16 protein-coding genes are annotated in these 17,023 nt (G+C 67.2%); 9 read left to right on the forward strand and 7 right to left on the reverse strand.

Annotated elements, in window-relative coordinates; all coding sequences use genetic code 11:
- Positions 1 to 164 precede the first annotated feature (164 nt).
- The 7 genes from FOC67_RS08585 to FOC67_RS08615 form a co-directional block, all read right to left on the reverse strand.
- A complete protein-coding gene (locus tag FOC67_RS08585; RefSeq protein WP_003087468.1) occupies positions 165 to 605 on the reverse strand; it encodes a helix-turn-helix domain-containing protein in 441 nt (146 codons plus the stop codon).
- Between the two features lie 104 nt (positions 606 to 709).
- A complete protein-coding gene (locus FOC67_RS08590; protein ID WP_009314713.1) occupies positions 710 to 2,335 on the reverse strand; it encodes a methyl-accepting chemotaxis protein in 1,626 nt (541 codons plus the stop codon).
- 153 nt (positions 2,336 to 2,488) lie between these two features.
- Complete coding sequence (gene fabB / locus FOC67_RS08595) at positions 2,489 to 3,706, reverse strand: beta-ketoacyl-ACP synthase I (protein WP_003087471.1); 1,218 nt, start codon at positions 3,704 to 3,706, stop codon at positions 2,489 to 2,491.
- A gap of 11 nt (positions 3,707 to 3,717) precedes the next feature.
- Positions 3,718 to 4,233, reverse strand: a complete 516-nt coding sequence (fabA, locus tag FOC67_RS08600) for a 3-hydroxyacyl-[acyl-carrier-protein] dehydratase FabA (RefSeq protein ID WP_003087475.1) — start codon at positions 4,231 to 4,233, stop codon at positions 3,718 to 3,720.
- A gap of 188 nt (positions 4,234 to 4,421) precedes the next feature.
- Positions 4,422 to 6,377 carry an ATP-binding protein gene (locus FOC67_RS08605; RefSeq protein WP_003109961.1) on the reverse strand — a complete coding sequence of 652 codons (1,956 nt, stop codon included), beginning with the start codon at positions 6,375 to 6,377 and terminating at the stop codon, positions 4,422 to 4,424.
- Positions 6,374 to 7,132 (reverse strand): hypothetical protein, encoded by a 759-nt coding sequence (locus tag FOC67_RS08610; protein ID WP_003140145.1) that lies wholly within the window; start codon positions 7,130 to 7,132, stop codon positions 6,374 to 6,376. Before FOC67_RS08610 ends, FOC67_RS08605 begins: the two co-directional genes overlap by 4 nt.
- A 171-nt stretch (positions 7,133 to 7,303) precedes the next feature.
- Positions 7,304 to 9,412 (reverse strand): TonB-dependent siderophore receptor, encoded by a 2,109-nt coding sequence (locus FOC67_RS08615; RefSeq protein ID WP_009314709.1) that lies wholly within the window; start codon positions 9,410 to 9,412, stop codon positions 7,304 to 7,306.
- A gap of 150 nt (positions 9,413 to 9,562) precedes the next feature.
- On the opposite strand from FOC67_RS08615, the gene FOC67_RS08620 reads away from it, so the two are divergent.
- The 9 genes from FOC67_RS08620 to FOC67_RS08660 all read left to right on the forward strand — a co-directional run bounded on the left by FOC67_RS08620 (position 9,563) and on the right by FOC67_RS08660 (position 17,020).
- Positions 9,563 to 10,585 carry an NAD(P)H-dependent glycerol-3-phosphate dehydrogenase gene (locus FOC67_RS08620; protein ID WP_003109958.1) on the forward strand — a complete coding sequence of 341 codons (1,023 nt, stop codon included), beginning with the start codon at positions 9,563 to 9,565 and terminating at the stop codon, positions 10,583 to 10,585.
- Positions 10,586 to 10,598: 13 nt separating this feature from the next.
- Positions 10,599 to 10,940: a DUF4389 domain-containing protein gene (locus FOC67_RS08625; RefSeq protein WP_003097882.1), complete on the forward strand. Its 342-nt coding sequence runs from the start codon at positions 10,599 to 10,601 to the stop codon at positions 10,938 to 10,940.
- On the forward strand, positions 10,937 to 11,401 hold the full coding sequence (gene sixA / locus FOC67_RS08630) for a phosphohistidine phosphatase SixA (protein ID WP_003117751.1): 465 nt from the start codon (positions 10,937 to 10,939) through the stop codon (positions 11,399 to 11,401). Before FOC67_RS08625 ends, sixA begins: the two co-directional genes overlap by 4 nt.
- Positions 11,402 to 11,527: 126 nt before the next feature.
- Positions 11,528 to 13,195, forward strand: coding sequence for an AMP-binding protein (locus tag FOC67_RS08635; protein WP_003087486.1), 1,668 nt, complete (start codon positions 11,528 to 11,530; stop codon positions 13,193 to 13,195).
- 52 nt (positions 13,196 to 13,247) lie between these two features.
- Positions 13,248 to 13,685, forward strand: coding sequence for a hotdog fold thioesterase (locus FOC67_RS08640; protein ID WP_003087490.1), 438 nt, complete (start codon positions 13,248 to 13,250; stop codon positions 13,683 to 13,685).
- Positions 13,686 to 13,742: 57 nt separating this feature from the next.
- The gene (locus tag FOC67_RS08645; RefSeq protein ID WP_009314707.1) at positions 13,743 to 14,567 is read left to right on the forward strand and encodes an AraC family transcriptional regulator; all 825 of its coding nucleotides are present in this window, start codon (positions 13,743 to 13,745) and stop codon (positions 14,565 to 14,567) included.
- Positions 14,568 to 14,607: 40 nt separating this feature from the next.
- A complete protein-coding gene (locus tag FOC67_RS08650; RefSeq protein WP_003120430.1) occupies positions 14,608 to 15,249 on the forward strand; it encodes a LysE family translocator in 642 nt (213 codons plus the stop codon).
- Between the two features lie 101 nt (positions 15,250 to 15,350).
- Complete coding sequence (locus FOC67_RS08655; protein WP_003087496.1) at positions 15,351 to 16,163, forward strand: alpha/beta fold hydrolase; 813 nt, start codon at positions 15,351 to 15,353, stop codon at positions 16,161 to 16,163.
- Complete coding sequence (locus tag FOC67_RS08660; protein WP_003097867.1) at positions 16,160 to 17,020, forward strand: alpha/beta fold hydrolase; 861 nt, start codon at positions 16,160 to 16,162, stop codon at positions 17,018 to 17,020. The genes FOC67_RS08655 and FOC67_RS08660 overlap by 4 nt, the downstream gene beginning before the upstream one ends.
- Positions 17,021 to 17,023: the final 3 nt, after the last annotated feature.

Below are 17,023 nucleotides of genomic sequence, written 5' to 3' on the forward strand. Positions count from 1 at the left end.
ATGCAAAGCGCTGGTTTTCTTGTGTCGCGTGGATAACGCGGGGGCGCCATTCGCTCTACCGGGCAAGGGTTGCCTGCGTGCGGCAGGGCGAATAACCGCCTGCGGTTATCCGCCGTTTTGGCGGCGTACGCGCGGATGCCGATGGTAGCTTGTTCGTCCTTCGATCAGTCCCTGCTGACCCGGGTATCTTCCGCGGCGAGCGGACTGCCGTCGCCGGCGCGTACCTGCAGGCGCGGCACCGGCTGGCCGCTGTCGCGCTCGACCAGGCGGACATGGGATTCGTCCGGGGCGAAGAAATAGTCCTCGCCCCACTGCCGAATCGCCACCAGCAGGGGGAAGAGCGCGCGTCCCTTGTCAGTCAGGCGGTATTCCTGGTGACTGCCGCTTTCGGCCGGGACCGCCACCATCACGCCGTGCTCCACCAGGTTGCGCAGGCGCGCCGCCAGGATGTTCTTGGCCAGGCCGAGGCTCTTCTGGAATTCGCCGAAGCGCGTCAGTCCTTCGAAGGCATCGCGCACGATGAGCATCGACCAGCCGTCGCCGATCACGTCCAGCGGGCGGGCGACTGGACAACTGGCTTGCTTGTGGCTGGTGCGCTTGACCATCAGGGCGGCTCCGGAGGGGAGAGGATCGGGTTTCATGGTAAAACCCGGGCTCCACGCTGGGCAACCGCAGCAAGTGCGCCGCCGTGAGACGGCGCACGGCATGGTCAGACGACGAAGCGGGTGACCATGTTGTTCAGGTCGATGGCCAGTTGCGACAGTTCCTGGCTGGCGGCGGCGGTCTGGTTGGAGCCGGCGGACGTCTGCAGCGAGATGTCGCGGATGTTCACCAGGTTGCGGTCGACCTCGCGGGCCACCTGGGCCTGCTGCTCGGAGGCGCTGGCGATCACCAGGGTACGCTCGTTGATCTGGCCGACCCGCTCCGCGATCTCGTTCAGCGCCAGGCCGGCGGCTTCGGCGATCTCCAGCATGTTGCGGGCGCGTACGCTGCTGCTGTCCATGGCGCCGACCGCGGCGCCGGTGCCTTCCTGGATGTTGGCGATCATCTGCTCGATCTCGCGGGTGGATTCCTGGGTGCGATGGGCGAGGGCGCGAACCTCGTCGGCGACCACGGCGAAACCGCGGCCCTGCTCGCCGGCGCGAGCCGCCTCGATGGCCGCGTTGAGCGCCAGGAGATTGGTCTGTTCGGCGATACCGCGGATCACGTCGAGGACCTTGGAAATGTCCTGGGCCTTTTCCGCCAGGCCGCCGACCAGCGCCGAGGTATTGTCCACTTCTTCGCTCATCAGGCGGATCGCCTGGACCGTCTCCAGTACCCGCTGGCGTCCGTTCTGCGCCGATTGCTCGGAGGCGGACGAGGCGTCCGAGGTGGAGCTGGCGTTGCGCGCCACTTCCTCGACGGCGGCGGTCATCTCGTTGACCGCGGTGGCGGCCATCTGGATTTCGTCGTTCTGCTGGGTCAGCGAGCGGTTGCCCTGCTCGGTGACGGCGCTGAGTTCCTCCGCGGCGGAGGCCAGTTGGGTCGCCGAGCTGCCGATCTGCTGGATGGTCTGGCGCAGTTGTGCCTGCATGTCCTGGAGGGCGACCAGCAGCTTGGCCGGTTCGTCGCGGCCAGAGGTGTCGATGCGGCTGGTGAGGTCGCCGGAAGCGATCACCTCGGCCACTCGCAGCGCCTCGCCGAGCGGTTGGGTGATGCTGCGGGTGAACAGCCAGGCCAGTACCACGGTAGCGAGGCCGGCGACCAGCAGTACGCCGATCACCGCGGCGAAGGCGCTGTGATAGACCTCATCGGCCGTGTGGCTGGCCTGGCTGGCGCCCTTGACGTTGAAGTCGATCAGCGCCTGCAGTTGCTGCTGGGTGGCGCGGTACTGGTCGAGCAAGGTGCTTTCGGTGTACTGGCGGGTCTCTTCCAGCGGCTTGCTGCGCGACATCTGCACCAGGGTCTGCTGGCTTTGCAGGAGCGTCTGCCGGGTAGCCAGGTAGCGCTCGTAGATCGAGCGCTCGTCGGCACCACTGATCAGCCGTTGGTAGGCGCCCTCGCGATCGGTCAGTTCCTTGCCGATTTCCGTCATGCGGCTTTCCAGGAAGCGTTTGCTGCTGTCGTCCGCCGCCAGCACATGGGCCAGTTGCACCTGCCGCAGTTCGGCGAGCAGAACGTTCAACTCGGCGCTTTCGCGGACGCTAGGCAGCCAGTTGTCGCTGATGTCCGAAGAGGCTTCGTTGAGCGAACCCATTCGGTTCAGGGAAAAGATGCCGGTGATGACCAGCAGAGCGGTGATCAGGGCGAAACTCAGGGCGGCACGGGTCGCGATGGGCATACTGCGCAAAGACATGATGGCGGATTCCAGGGGGCAGGAGAGAGACGGGGCTGATCAGTTCTATCGGCAGGCGGGGCGCCAGGTTTAGCCCGTTCATGCAGTTCGGGTAAAGAAACGCTGGGTACAAAAAAGCGCCCCGAAGGGCGCTTCATGCGGCGATGGAGGGAATCAACCCTGCCAGCGCTTGAGGACCAGGGTGGCGTTGGTGCCGCCGAAGCCGAAGCTGTTGCTCATGACGGTATCGAGCTTGGCGTTCTCGCGGGTCTCGCGGAGAATCGGCAGGTCGGCCACTTCCGGGTCGAGTTCGTCGATGTTGGCGGAGCCGGCGATGAAGCCGCCTTCCATCATCAGCAGGCAATAGATCGCCTCGTGTACGCCGGCGGCGCCCAGCGAGTGGCCGGACAGGCTCTTCGTCGAGCTGATGGCCGGCGCCTTGTCGCCGAACACTTCGCGCACGCCTCGGATCTCGGCGACGTCGCCGACCGGGGTGGAGGTGCCGTGGGTGTTCAGGTAGTCGATCGGCGCGTCGACGGTGGCCAGCGCCTGCTGCATGCAGCGGATCGCGCCTTCGCCGCTCGGGGCGACCATGTCGTAGCCGTCGGAGGTGGCGCCGTAGCCGACGATCTCGGCGTAGATCTTGGCGCCGCGCTTGAGCGCATGCTCCAGCTCCTCGACCACCACCATGCCGCCGCCGCCGGCGATGACGAAGCCGTCACGCTTGGCGTCGTAGGCGCGGGAGGCCTTTTCCGGCGTCTCGTTGTACTGGGTGGAGAGGGCGCCCATGGCGTCGAACAGGCAGCTCTGGCTCCAGTGTTCCTCTTCGCCGCCGCCGGCGAAGACCACGTCCTGCTTGCCCAGCTGGATTTGTTCCATGGCCTGGCCGATGCAATGCGCGCTGGTGGCGCAGGCGGAGGAGATCGAGTAGTTGACGCCCTTGATCTGGAACGGCGTGGCCAGGCAGGCCGATACGGTGCTGCCCATGGTGCGGGTCACGCGGTATGGGCCGATGCGCTTGACGCCTTTCTCGCGCAGGGTATCGATGGCTTCCATCTGGTTCAGGGTGGAAGCGCCGCCGGAGCCGGCGATCAGGCCGGTGCGGGGGTTGGAAATCTGTTCCGGAGTCAGGCCGGAGTCCTTGATCGCCTGCTCCATCGCCAGGTAGGCGTAGGCGGCGGCATCGCCCATGAAGCGGAAGACCTTGCGATCGATCAGCTCTTCGAGGTTCAGGTCGACCGAACCGGAAACGTGGCTGCGCAGGCCCATCTCGGCGTAGGACGGATTGAAGCGAATGCCGGGCCGACCCGCACGGAGGTTGGCGGAAACGGTGTCTTTGTCATTGCCGAGGCAGGAAACGATGCCCAGACCGGTGATAACGACGCGACGCATGCGGATAACCCTTAGAAGCTGTCAGTGGAGGTGAACAGGCCGACGCGGAGGCCTTCGGCACTGTAGATTTCGCGGCCATCGACGCTGACGGTGCCGTCGGCGATGGCCAGGACCAGCGAACGATTGATCGTGCGCTTGATATGAATGTTATACGTGACCTTCTTCGCTGTCGGCAGAACCTGACCGAAGAACTTCACTTCGCCCGAACCCAGGGCGCGGCCGCGGCCGGGGTTGCCCTGCCAGCCGAGGTAGAAACCGACCAACTGCCACATGGCATCCAGGCCCAGGCAACCGGGCATGACCGGATCGCCTTCGAAGTGACAGGCGAAGAACCACAGGTCCGGGTTGATATCCAGCTCGGCGACCAGCTCGCCCTTGCCATACTTGCCGCCGACATCGCTGATGTGAACGATGCGATCGATCATCAGCATGTTGGGGGCGGGAAGTTGCGCGTTACCCGGGCCGAACAGCTCGCCGCGACTGCAGCGCAGCAGGTCTTCTCGGGTGAAGGCGTGTTGTTTGGTCATGCGAGCTCCTCAAAAATCCCTGAACTGCAGGGTTGTGGCGGTTCGTCCAGCGGCCGTCGCGCCGGGTTATTGTATCGGCGTCGCAGCGGCAGCCTAGTCATAGACTGTTGCGTTGCGGTGAAAGTCACAGTGTCCGGCGAACAGATGTTCACTTTATTCCCGCGTCCGCTTGCCGCCCTTGTCGTAGATCATTCCGGCTCCCCTCGTCCGGTTTCGTTCGACGTCACGGGGAGTTCCGGCTGCGAGCCGATCCAGCGTTGCAGTATGCGTTGCAATTCCGCCCGTTTGAATGGCTTGGCCAGGTAATCGTTCATTCCCGCCTGCAGGCAGTTCTCCCGATCGCCCTGCAGGGCGTTGGCGGTCAGGGCGATGATCGGTACCCGCCGGCCGTTCTCCTGGGCCCTGATTTCCCGTGTCGCCGAGTAGCCGTCGAGCACCGGCAGGCGGCAGTCCATCAGGATCGCGTCGTAGCGCTGGCGCTCGGCGCTGCGTACCGCCTGGATACCGTCGGCGACCAGGGTGACGCGATAGCCGAGGCTGCGCAACATGGCTTCTATGACTGTCTGGTTCACCGGATTGTCCTCGACCAGGAGGATTTCCTGACCGGCGGCAATCGGGGCGGCGTCGCCAGCGGCCTGCTGCCGGTGCGCCGGCGACTGCTGGAAGGGCAGCGGAATCTCCAGGGTGAAGGTCGATCCCGAGCCTTCCTTGCTCTCTGCCTGCAGGGTGCCGCCCATCCGTTCCGCCAGGGTCCTGGCGATCGCCAGGCCGAGCCCGGTGCCGCCGTAGCGCCGGGAAATCGACGAATCCGCTTGCTGGAAGGCGTCGAACATATGTTCCAGGCGTTCCGGCGAGATGCCGATGCCGCTGTCGTGCACCGCGCAGGTCAGCCACAGTACGTCGTGATCGAGCGCCTGCCACTCCAGGCTGAGATGGATGGCGCCTTCCTCGGTGAATTTCAGCGCATTACCCAGCAGATTCACCAGAATCTGTCGGATCCGCGTCGGATCGCCGCAGACCTCGATATTCTCCAGGCCGGCCTGGATCTGCAATTCCAGCGCCAGGCCGCGTTGCTGGGCGCTGTGCTGGAACACCAGGGCGGAGCCTTGCACCAGTTCCAGCAGGTTGAAGGGAATGCACTCCAGTTCCAGCGCGCCGCGTTCGATCCTTGAGAAATCGAGAATGTCGTTGATGACCTTCAGCAGGTGTTCGGTGGACTCGGTGGCCAGCGCCGTGTACTCGGCCTGTTCGCGGGTCTGCTCGGTGGTTTCCAGCAGTTGCAGCATGCCCAGCACGCCGTTCATCGGGGTGCGAAGCTCGTGGCTCATCATCGCCAGGAAGTCGGACTTCGCCCGGTTCGCCTGCTCCGCTTCCTCGCGGGCGCTGATCAATTGGCCGATCGCCTGTTCCTGTTCCCGGCTCGCGCGGTCCAGCCCGCTGGCGAGATTGTTGATGTGACGGGCCAGGTCGCCGATCTCGCCGTCGTCGAGGATCGGCAGGCTGGTCTTGTAGTCGCCGCTCTGGATCGCCTCGACCGCCTGGCCCATGGTGCTGATCGGCGCCGACAGGCGCTGCGCCAGGCGGCGTGCGACGAGGAAGGTGAGGATCAGGGCGAAGGCGGCCAGCAGGGCGGCCTTCAGGAGGATTTCCTGTTGCCGCTGGCTGAAGGCGTCGTTGGACATGCCGACCACCACCCGGCCGAGGTAGTCCTCGCCGGACTGGCCGTCGCCTTCGCTGGCGCCGTCCAGCAGCGGGTCGCTGGCCAGGGCGATGCGCTGGCGCTGGATGGTGGAGTGGAAGATGTCGATCGGCGCGGCGTTCTGCAACGCGCCGGACAACTGTTCGACGTACACCAGGATATTGTCGTTGCGGTCGCGTACCTCGATGAAGCGCACATGCGGGGTGTCGAGGGTGGCCTGCAGCAGCTTCTGCAGCACGGGCGTGTTGCCGGCGATCACGCCGTATTCGGCGGCCGGCGCCAACTGGTCGGCGATCAACTGGCCGGTATGGGTCAGTTCCTGGCGCAGGTCCTGCAAGCGGGAGTAGGTGAAGTAGGCGGTGAGCAGCAGGGTCAGCAACAGCGCCGGGCCCAGGCTGATCGCCAGCATGCGGGTACGGATGTCCCAGCCGTGGCGCTGGCTCATGGTTCTTCTCCTTCGGCGAGGCGCCGGCCGAGGTCGGCGTCGCTGGCCAGGTCGATACCCAGGGAGCGGGCTACCTGCCGATTGCCGAGCACCTTGAAATGCCCTGGATAGAGGCTGAGGGGCCAGTGCCTGGGCGCCTGGCCGAGCAGTTCGTCGAGGGTGTCCAGCCAGTCCTCCTGGTCGCTGTAGCTGCTCGCCAGGCTGCCGGCCTTGACGAAGGCTGCGGTGGGTCCGAGCAGCGCGCGGTTCTTGGCGTAGCTGCCGAGCAGCAGGCTCTTGATGCTCTGCGAGTTGTACAGCTGTTTGTCGTCGATGCCGAGCAGCAGGTCACTATTGCCGAGCAGGAACTGCAGCGGGCGCGGGTCGTCGTTGCCGCTGCTGCTGGCGACGAACAGCTCGAGCCCCTGGCTGCGGGCCTCGCGACGAAGCTCGTCGAGGAGGAATTCGCTGTCCTTGCCGTAGAGCACGCCAATGCGCTGGATGCCCGGCAGGATCAGGCGCGCCAGGCGGAGCTGGCGGGCCGCCGGCGGGTCGCTCCAGAGTACGCAGAGCCCTCCGACGCCGTGTCCGCCATGCCCGTTGGCGCCTGGCAGCAGGCGCTGGCCATCGACCCGGTTGAGCAGCAGCGCCAGGGTCGGCGGCGCCCGATGCTGGCGCAGGCGCCAGGCCAGGGCCTCGGGGCCGAGCAGGAGCAGGCGGGTGTCGTCGGTGAAGACCATCCCCTCCGCCAGGGCCGCGGGCGTGCGCAGTTCCACCTGGTCCTGCGGCCGTCGCTGCGACAGGGCGTCGCGAAAGGCGTTCACCGCGGCCCCCTGGTTGGCGCTGACCAGGACCAGTTGCGCGGCCTCGCCGACATGCGGGAGACAGCAGACGACGAGCGCGAGCAGCGCCTGGAAAGCCCGACGGGCGGGGCGCAAGCGACGCATCTAGAACGTCACCTCGGCGCTGAAGTAGAGCAGGTGGCGGCTGTCGTAGCGGTTGTCGGGAAAAGTCAGCGGTTGGTCGTCGAGACGCTGTTGGAGCACGCCGGCCAATTCCAGGGCGGCCTTGCCCAGGGGAATGCGCTTGGCCAGGCGCAGGTCGACGCGTTCGAAACGATGTCCATTGAGCGAATCGTCGCCGTAATAGAAGAGGGCGCTGGACCAGCCTTGGCCCCAGTCGCGCATCCAGCCGGCCGAGCCGCCGTGGCGGGCGGTCAGGCGCCGGTCGTAGCGACTGGTGGCGTCGTAGTCGAGATAGGCGTAGGTGGCGCGCAGGCGGTCGCGCAGGCCCAGGCGCCAGTCGAGCTGGCCTTCCGCGCCGGAGAAGCGGATGCGATCGCCATTGTCCGGACTGAAGTCGACGACGCTGAGCGGATCGCTGATCAGTCCGGTGATTTCCTCGTGGAACAGGCGTACATCCACGGCCAGCCCGGTCTCGCGGAAAAAACCGTTGTAGCCGATCTCGCGCGAACGGGTGTGTTCCTTGCCCAGGTCGCCGGGGCCGTGGGCGCTGGCGAAGTAGTAGGCTTCGCTCTGCCCGTAGGGCGCCGGTGTCAGGTGGCGGACCCGGTAGCGCCAGTCGACGTCGTTTTCGTACATGCCCGGCGACCGCACCGCCTCCGAATAGACCGCGCGCAGGCTGTGCTGGGGGTTGAACAGGTAGTTCACCGCCAGCCGCGGGCTGAACGAGCTGCCGGAGCCCTCGACGTCTTCGAGCATCCCGCCGCCCTGCAGCAGCCAGTGTTCGCCGGCATGCCACTCCAGTTGGCTGAACAGCCGCCAGATCTGGCTGCTGACCCTGCCGCCGTAGAAGGTCTCGGAGTTTGCCTGGTCGTAGCGGTAGCTCAGGCCGTTCAGCAGGCGCAGGTTGTCGCCCAGGCTGAGGGTGTCCTGCATCTCCAGGTCGTAGCGGCTTTCCCGGATGTTGCGGTCGACCCGGCCGCAGACCGGACGCAGTCCGCCGTTGCGTAGCTGGTCGAGGACCTGGGTCGCCAGTTGCAACTCCTGGGCGCTGCCGGGCGGCAGCCGGGTCGGATCGTCGGCGAAGCTGCGCAGGTAGTCCGGGTTCAGTTCCCAGAGTTGCGCCAGTTGCGGGCTGAAGGCGATGCCCGCCTCGCAGGCGTTCCACTCCTGCCGGCGCTCCCAGTGCTGCGCGTAGCCTTGTATATAGAAGCTGTGGCGTGGGTCGAGGTCGACGTTCCAGCGCAGCGAACCGGCATAGTCGTGGGCGAGCGTATCGGAGTTGTCGACGTCGTCGGGAACCTGGGGAAACGGCGAGCGGTAGGCGTAGGGGTGCTGGTTCGAGCCTTCCTTGGCCGCCAGTTGCCACTCCAGGCTCTGGTTCGGCGCCAGGCTGTGGCTGGCGTTGAGGTTGAAGCGGCTGAGCCGGCGGCCGTCGCGCAGGGCGTGACCGTCGTGGTCGTGGTCGAAGCCGTCGTCTTCCTGGCCGGACAGCGACAGGCGGAAGTCGCTGTCTTCCAGGGCGATGCTCTGGCTGGCGTACCAGTCGCGGATGCCGCGCTGGCCTGCGGTGTATTTCAGGCGCGTGCCGGGCGACTCGCCGGGGGCCCGGGTGATGATGTTGATCACCCCCATCAATGCGTTGGCGCCGTAGCTGACGGTATTCGGACCGCGGAACACTTCGATCCGCTCGACATCCTCGAGGGCCAGCGGCAGGTCGCTCCAGTCGACGCTGGCGAGGCCCGGGCGGTACACCGAGCGACCGTCGATCAGTACTTGCAGGCGCCGCGCCCCCGACATGCTGGTGCCGTGGTAGTTGACCGTGGGCTGGTTGCCGGACAGGTAGCCGACCATCATGCCCGGGACCAGGCGCATCAGTTCGGGAATGTCGCGGGCGCCGCTGGCGACGATCAGCTCGCGGTCGAGCACGCTGATGCTGCCGGGAACTTCCGCCGGGGATTGTTTCAGGCGTGTCGCGGTCAATACTTCGGGAACGCCGCTGGGATCGTTGAACAGGTCGGCGGCCGCGAGCTTGCTGCCGAACAGCAGGGCCAGCAGGGTCAGGGAGACGGGAGCACGCGAAGCGATGGGCACGGAACGACCTTGTTCTCGATAGGTATTGTCTGGCCCGGGCATGGTAAACGAGGCGCGGGCTTTTGCCAGCGCCGGCGTCAAGACTGGTCGGCCGGCTGGCCGACCGTATAATGGCGTGATTGCCGCGTGGCGGCCAGAAATGGATGAATCATGACAGAGCAGCAACCGATTGCCGTGCTCGGCGGCGGCAGTTTCGGCACCGCCATCGCCAACCTGCTGGCCGAGAACGGCCAGGCGGTCCGCCAGTGGATGCGCGACCCGGAACAGGCCGAGGCGATCCGCACACGACGCGAGAACCCGCGCTACCTGAAAGGGGTCAAGGTGCATCCCGGAGTCGACCCGGTCACCGACCTGGAGCGCACCCTGGCCGATTGCCAACTGATCTTCGTCGCCTTGCCCTCCAGCGCCCTGCGCAAGGTTCTGCAACCACACCAGGCGGCATTGACGGACAAGCTGCTGGTGAGCCTGACCAAGGGCATCGAGGCGCACACCTTCAAGCTGATGAGTGAGATTCTCGAGGAAATCGCCCCGCAAGCCCGTATCGGGGTGATTTCCGGCCCGAACCTGGCGCGCGAGATCGCAGAGCACGAGCTGACCGCCACGGTGGTCGCCAGCGAGGACGACGAGCTGTGCGCCCGCGTCCAGGCGGCCCTGCACGGCCGCACCTTCCGCGTCTACGCCAGCCGCGACCGCTTCGGCGTGGAACTCGGCGGTGCGCTGAAGAACGTCTACGCGATCATGGCCGGCCTGGCCGCGGCGATGGACATGGGCGAGAACACCCGCAGCATGCTGATTACCCGGGCGCTGGCGGAAATGACCCGGTTCGCCGTCAAGCTCGGTGCCAACCCGATGACCTTTCTCGGCCTCGCCGGCGTCGGCGACCTGATCGTCACCTGTTCCTCGCCGAAGAGCCGCAACTACCAGGTCGGCCACGCCCTCGGCGAGGGGCTCAGCCTGGAGGAGGCGGTATCGCGCATGGGCGAGACCGCGGAGGGTGTGAACACTCTCAAGGTACTCAAGGAAAAGTCCGACGAGATGCAGGTGTACATGCCGCTGGTCGCCGGTCTCCATGCGATCCTCTTCGAAGGCCGCACCCTGGCGCAGGTCATCCAGCTGCTGATGCGCGGCGAGCCGAAGACCGACGTCGATTTCATTCCCACCACCGGCTTCTGACGAGGAGACCGCCATGTCCGCAGACCCGCAAGCACGCGAATCGATCGCCATCCGCATCCTCTGGATGCTGCTGTTCGTCCTGGTCTGGCAGGTCGCCGAACTGCTCCTCGGGGCGGTGGTGGTGATCCAGCTGGTCTACCGACTGATCTACGGCGCGCCGAACGGCAGCCTGATGGCTTTCGGCGACAGCCTCAGCCAGTACCTGGCGCAGATCGGCCGTTTCGGTACCTTCCACAGCGACGAGAAACCCTGGCCGTTCGCCGACTGGCCGAGCGCCCGCGCCGCCGAGGGCGAGGCCGCCCACAGCGTGCCGCCCGCCGCGCACCCGGCGCGCGACGAAGAGCCGAAGCTGTGAAGCTCTGGCTGTTGCGCCACGGCGAGGCCGAACCGCACGCCAGCCGGGACTCCGAGCGGCGCCTGACCGCCCATGGACGCAAGGAGGTGCTGCAGAGCGCCGCGCGGCTGGCCGGGTTGCCGCTGGACGGGATTCTCGCCAGCCCCTACGTGCGCGCCCAGCAGACCGCCGAACTGGTGCGCGAGGCACTGGGCCTGGTCGAGCCGGTCGGCACCGCCCCCTGGTTGACCCCCGACGACGATCCGCGCGAGGTGCTCGGCTTCCTCGACGAGCGCAGCGAGCGCAATCTCCTGCTGGTCAGCCACCAGCCCCTGGTCGGAGCGCTGGGCGGTCTGCTGGTGCATGGCAACCGGCGTGATCCGTTGCCGATGAGCACTGCCTCGCTGGCCGAGCTGGAAGGCGACTTCGCCGCCGCCGGGCTGATGACCCTGGTCTCGCTGCATCACCCGCGGCACGGCTAGGAAGCGCCTGGCGCAACGACTACAAACCGAAACATTTCCCGGCTTGCCTGCGGTTGGCTGTGATGAAATATTCGACCAAGCAAGTGCTTGGTCGATCTCCCAGAACAACAACAACGGAGGCGGTACGTGGTCACTGCAAATCGTCTGCCGCTCGAAGTCTTCTTCGAGCGCGAAAAGCGTCATCCGCAACGGCGTTACCTGGTGCAGCCCATCGGTGGCGGCCGGGTCGAGGAGCTGAGCTGGGGCGAGGTGGGCGACCAGGCGCGGCGTGCAGCCGCCTGGTTGCGCAGCCTGGATCTCCCCGCCGGCAGCCGTATCGCGATCATCTCGAAGAACTGTGCGCACTGGATCGTCACTGACCTGGCGATCTGGATGGCCGGGCACGTTTCCGTCCCCCTCTATCCCAATCTCACCGCCGAGTCGGCGCGCCAGGTGCTGGAGCATTCCGAGTCGGCGGTGGTCTTCGTCGGCAAGCTCGACGATTGGCCGGCGATGGCGCCCGGAGTCCCCGAGGGCATACCGACCGTGGCCATGCCGTTGCACCCGGAAGGGCGTTTCGACCGCCAGTGGAGCGACCTGCAGGCCTGCGCGCCGCTCGAAGGCGACACGCCGACCGCCGCCGAGCAACTCGCCACCCTGATCTACACCTCTGGAACCACCGGCGTGCCCAAGGGGGTGATGCACAACTTCAGCAGTTTCGCCTTCGCCGCCAGCCGCGGCGTGGAACTGTTCGGCACTCGCGAAGACGACCGGATGCTCTCCTACCTGCCGCTGTGCCATGTGGCGGAGCGGATGTTCGTCGAGATGGGGTCGCTCTACGGGGGAACCACGGTGTTCTTCGCCGAAAGCCTGGACACCTTCGTCGAGGACATGAAGCGTGCGCGGCCGACCCTGCTGTTCGGCGTGCCGCGCATCTGGACCAAGTTCCAGATGGGGGTGTATTCGAAGATGCCGGCGCAGAAGCTCGACCGCCTGCTGAAGCTGCCGATCCTCGGCCGCATCGTCGGTCGCAAGGTGCTCGCCGGGCTAGGCCTGGACGCGGTGCGCTACGCGCTCTGCGGCGCGGCGCCGGTACCCGAGGCGCTGCTGCTCTGGTATCGCCGCCTGGGCCTGGACGTGCTCGAGGTCTACGGGATGACCGAAAACAGCGGCTACTCCCACGTCTGCCGGCCCGGAAGGCAGAAGACCGGCTGGATCGGCCAGAACAGCCCCGGCGTCGAGGTACGCATCAGCGACGAGGGCGAGGTGCAGGTGCGTAGCGGCGCAACCATGGTCGGCTACTACAAGGAGCCGGAGAAGACCGCCGAGGTGCTCACCGCCGACGGTTTCCTGCGCACCGGCGACAAGGGCGAGCAGGACGCCGACGGCAACCTGCGCCTGACCGGGCGGATGAAGGAAATCTTCAAGACCAGCAAGGGCAAGTACGTGGCGCCAGCGCCGATCGAGAATCGCCTGGCGGTGCACGATCGCATCGAGCAGGTCTGCGTGGTCGGCGAGGGCCTCAGCGCGCCGCTGGGGCTCTGCGTGCTCTCCGAGGTCGGTCGCCGGGAGGCCCTCAACGGTACCCGCGGGGCGCTGGAAAGCAGCCTGCGGGCGCACCTGGAACAGGTCAACGGTGCGCTCGACAAGCACGAGCGCCTGGTCGGCCTGGTCCTGGTGCAGGAAACCTGGGCGGTGGACAACGGTTTCCTCACGCCGACCTTGAAGATCAAGCGCAATATGGTGGAAGGTGCCTATGGCTCGCGCTTCCACGAATGGGTGGAACGCCGCGAGGCCGTGCTCTGGCACGAATGACTCCCACCGACGGGAAGCCCTTCCGGGCTTCCCCCTTGCGCAAGGAATTCCCATGAGCCTCTGGCGACAAACGCCCGACCTGGAGCAACTGAACGCCTCGCAGAAGAACAGCATCGGCGACCTGCTTGGCATCCGCTTCGAAGCCTTCGACGACGAGTCGCTGACCGCCAGCATGCCGGTCGACTCGCGTACCCACCAGCCGTTCGGCCTGCTGCATGGCGGCGCCTCGGTGGTCCTCGCGGAAAGCCTGGGCTCGATGGCCAGCTACCTGTGCGTCGACACCAGCCAGTACTACTGCGTCGGCCTGGAAGTGAACGCCAACCACCTGCGCGGCCTGCGCAGCGGCCGGGTCACTGCGGTGGCCAGGGCGATCCACCTGGGGCGTACCACCCATGTCTGGGACATCCGCCTCAGTGGCGACGACGGCAAGCCGAGTTGCATCGCCCGCCTGACCATGGCGGTGGTGCCGCTGGCGGGCAGGGCGGGCTGAGCGCGGTCCGCAATTTTGTCCAAGATCGTTCCGTCCCGCTGGCGGTAGAGTAGCGGGATGGAGCAGATCACCCATCTCAGCAGCGGGATTCCCGGCGTACGCCTGATCGACGCCGAGCACAACCGCTTTTCCTTTCCCCGGCACTTCCACCTGGAGTACCACATCGGCTTGCTGCTGCAGGGCCGGCATCGCTATGCCGCCGGCGGCGAACGGCGCCTGGCCGGGGCCGGCGACGCGTTGCTGATGGCGCCGGAAAGCATCCACGACGGCAGCAGCGCCGGCGAGGAGGGCTACCGTATCCGCGTCCTGGCGCTCGATGCCGACTGGCTGGAGCGCGCCAGCCGCGACTTCAGCGACGGCCGCCGGGGGGCGCCGCGCCTGACCAGCAGCCTGGTCCGCGACGAGCGTCTGCAACAGCGCCTGCGTCAGTTGCACCTGGGCATGCTCGGCGGCGCGGCGGCGCTGGAGAACCGTCTGGCCCTGGAAGAGCACCTCTGGCAGGCGCTGGCCTGCCTGCTCAGCCTGGGCAGCAGCCTGCGCCTGGAGGAGGGCGACCGGCAAGGCTTCGGCCAGCGCGACTGGACGCGGCTGCGCGACTGGCTGGAGTCGCGCCTGGAGTACCCGCCGAACCTGGAGGAACTGGCCGCCTTCTGCGGCCTGAGCCCCTGGCAGGTGCTGCGGCGCTTCCGCCGTCACTGCGGCCTGCCGCCCCACCAGTGGCTGACCCAACTGCGCCTGGAGCGCGCCTTGCCGCTGGTACTGCGCGGCGAGCAGCCGTTGAGCCAGGTGGCCCAGCAGTTCGGTTTCTACGACCAGGCGCACTTCAGCCGTCTGTTCCGTCGCACCTACGGGTTACCGCCGGCGCGCCTGCGCCAGCGCTGAATCGCGTTTTCCTTTCCGATCCCTTTTTCGTGGAGTAGCCATGCAGGAATTGTCTGTCTTGCTGACCCTGGCGGCGGTGTTCGCCGTCGCCCTGGTCAGCCCCGGTCCCGATGTCGCCCTGGTGGTGCGCACGTCCCTGCACCAGGGGCGGCGGGCCGGCCTGGCCAGCGCGCTGGGGCTGGCCTGCGGGATTCTCCTGCATACCACCCTGGTGCTGACCGGCGTGTCGCTGCTGCTCAGCCGTACGCCTGTGCTGTTCGCCATCCTGCAGGCGCTCGGCGCGCTGTACCTGGCCTGGCTCGGCGTCGGCGCGCTGCGCGCCTGGCTGCGGCGCGGCGACGGCCAGCCGGGCCGGCTCGACGGGGCGCTGCCGCCGTCGCCCCTGGGGCCCTGGCTGCGCGGGGTGGCGACCAATCTGTTCAATCCCAAGGCGCTGGTGTTCTTCATCGCCTTGCTCGGCAGCCTGATTCCTGCGCAGATGTCGCTCGGCGGCAAGCTGGCGGTGGCGGCGCTGCTGTTCGGTATGGGCGCCTGCTGGTTCGGCCTGCTCAGCCTGACCCTTACCCGCCCGGCCCTGCAGGCCCGCCTGTTGCGCGCGGTGCCCTGGCTGGACGCGGCCTGCGGGGTGGTGTTCCTGCTGGTTGCGGCGGCGATCCTCGAGCATCTCGTCCGCTCTGCCTGAGGTTTTGGCCGCTTCGCCGTGCAAGGCAGCCGGCAAAGCCATTGCCGCCTCGGCGAGGCTGCCGGAGAATCCCTGGCATCAGCCCTGTCGAGACGTCGCGCATGTCGCAATCGGTTTTCTTCGCCCACGCCAACGGCTTCCCGTCGGCTACCTACGCCAAGCTGTTCGAGGCGTTGGCGCCGGAGTACCGGGTGGATCACCTGGAAATGCACGGGCACGACCCGCGTTTCCCGGTGAACGACAACTGGGACAACCTGGTGGACGAACTGCTGCACCATCTCGCCAGCCTGGAACAGCCGGTCTGGGGCGTCGGCCATTCCCTCGGTGGCGTGCTGCACTACCACGCGGCGCTGCGCCGGCCGGAACTCTACCGCGGCGTGGTGATGCTCGATTCGCCGGTGCTGACCCTCGCCGACCGCCTGGTGATCCGTGCCGCCAAGCGCTTCGGCTTCATCGACCGGATCACTCCGGCCGGGCGCACCCTGGGGCGTCGCGAGGCGTTCCCCGACCTGGAAGAGGCGCGGGCCTACTTCTCCGGCAAGGCGCTGTTCCGCCGTTTCGACCCCGACTGCCTGGAGGCCTACGTACGCCATGGGCTGGCCGACAGCGGCGGCGGTTCCGGCCTGCGCCTGCGCTTCGATCCGGCCACCGAGATCAGCATCTACCGCAGCGTGCCGCACAGCAGTCCGGGGCGTGCGCGGCAGTTGCAGGTGCCGCTGGCGATGGTGCGCGGGCGGCACAGCAAGGTGGTGTTGCCGCACCACACCCGGCTGATCCGGGCGATGCCGCGCGGCGAGTTCATGTCGCTGCCCGGCGGCCACATGTTCCCGCTGGAGCGCCCGCGGGAAACCGCCGAACTGCTGAAAGGCGTGTTCGATCGCTGGTCGCGGGCGACCGAGGAGCGTTCGGCATGAGCCTGCAGGTCGAGGAAGTACGCATCAGCCTGCCGCACATCGAACTGGCCGCGCATCTGTTCGGTCCGCCGGACGGCAAGCCGGTGATCGCCCTGCATGGCTGGCTGGACAACGCCATGAGCTTCTCGCGCCTGGCGCCGAAGCTCGCCGGGCTGCGTATCGTCGCCCTTGACTTCGCCGGCCACGGGCATTCCGCGCATCGTGCCGAGGGTGCCAGCTACCTGCTCTGGGACTACGCGCTGGACGTGCTGATGGTGGCCGAGCAACTGGGCTGGGAGCGGTTTTCCCTGTTGGGACACTCGATGGGCGCCATCGTCTCGGTGCTGCTCGCCGGGGCCTTGCCCGAGCGCATCGAGCGGCTGGCGTTGATCGATGGCCTGATTCCCTACACTGGCGAAGCCGACAAGGCGCCGCAGAAGCTCGGCGAAGCGCTGAAGGCGCAACTGGCGCTACGCCACAAGCGCAAGCCGGTCTATGCCGAGCTGGAAAAAGCCGTGGAAGCGCGGATGCGCGGGGTCGGCGAGATCTCCCGGGAGGCCGCCGAACTGCTCGCCCAGCGCGGCCTGGAACCGGTGCCCGGCGGCTATACCTGGCGCACCGACGCGCGCCTGACCCTACCGTCGCCGCTGCGCCTGACCCAGGCCCACGCGCTGAACTTCGTGCGCAGCGTGGAATGCCCGGTCAGCCTGGTACTGGCCGAACAGGGCATGCTGGCGGTGGAGCCGCGCATGCGGGCGCTGCTGGAGACCCTGCCGTTCGAGCGGCACCACCTGCCGGGCGGGCATCACCTGCATCTGGACGACGAGGCCGGGGCGCAGGCGGTGGCCAGGGTCTTCGCGGCCTTCTTCGCGCGCTGAAAC

The organism is Pseudomonas sp. FDAARGOS_761, assembly GCF_013343155.1.
Taxonomy (GTDB): Bacteria; Pseudomonadota; Gammaproteobacteria; order Pseudomonadales; family Pseudomonadaceae; genus Pseudomonas; species Pseudomonas aeruginosa.

What these genes read in the sequence shown, in the direction of transcription:
- FOC67_RS08585 (WP_003087468.1), bottom strand. Translation starts at nt 605, where the DNA reads ATGGTCAAGCGCACCAGCCACAAGCAAGCCAGTTGTCCAGTCGCCCGC.
- FOC67_RS08590 (WP_009314713.1), bottom strand. Translation starts at nt 2,335, where the DNA reads ATGTCTTTGCGCAGTATGCCCATCGCGACCCGTGCCGCCCTGAGTTTC.
- fabB (WP_003087471.1), bottom strand. Translation starts at nt 3,706, where the DNA reads ATGCGTCGCGTCGTTATCACCGGTCTGGGCATCGTTTCCTGCCTCGGC.
- fabA (WP_003087475.1), bottom strand. Translation starts at nt 4,233, where the DNA reads ATGACCAAACAACACGCCTTCACCCGAGAAGACCTGCTGCGCTGCAGT.
- FOC67_RS08605 (WP_003109961.1), bottom strand. Translation starts at nt 6,377, where the DNA reads ATGAGCCAGCGCCACGGCTGGGACATCCGTACCCGCATGCTGGCGATC.
- FOC67_RS08620 (WP_003109958.1), top strand. Translation starts at nt 9,563, where the DNA reads ATGACAGAGCAGCAACCGATTGCCGTGCTCGGCGGCGGCAGTTTCGGC.
- FOC67_RS08625 (WP_003097882.1), top strand. Translation starts at nt 10,599, where the DNA reads ATGTCCGCAGACCCGCAAGCACGCGAATCGATCGCCATCCGCATCCTC.
- FOC67_RS08640 (WP_003087490.1), top strand. Translation starts at nt 13,248, where the DNA reads ATGAGCCTCTGGCGACAAACGCCCGACCTGGAGCAACTGAACGCCTCG.
- FOC67_RS08645 (WP_009314707.1), top strand. Translation starts at nt 13,743, where the DNA reads ATGGAGCAGATCACCCATCTCAGCAGCGGGATTCCCGGCGTACGCCTG.
- FOC67_RS08650 (WP_003120430.1), top strand. Translation starts at nt 14,608, where the DNA reads ATGCAGGAATTGTCTGTCTTGCTGACCCTGGCGGCGGTGTTCGCCGTC.
- FOC67_RS08655 (WP_003087496.1), top strand. Translation starts at nt 15,351, where the DNA reads ATGTCGCAATCGGTTTTCTTCGCCCACGCCAACGGCTTCCCGTCGGCT.
- FOC67_RS08660 (WP_003097867.1), top strand. Translation starts at nt 16,160, where the DNA reads ATGAGCCTGCAGGTCGAGGAAGTACGCATCAGCCTGCCGCACATCGAA.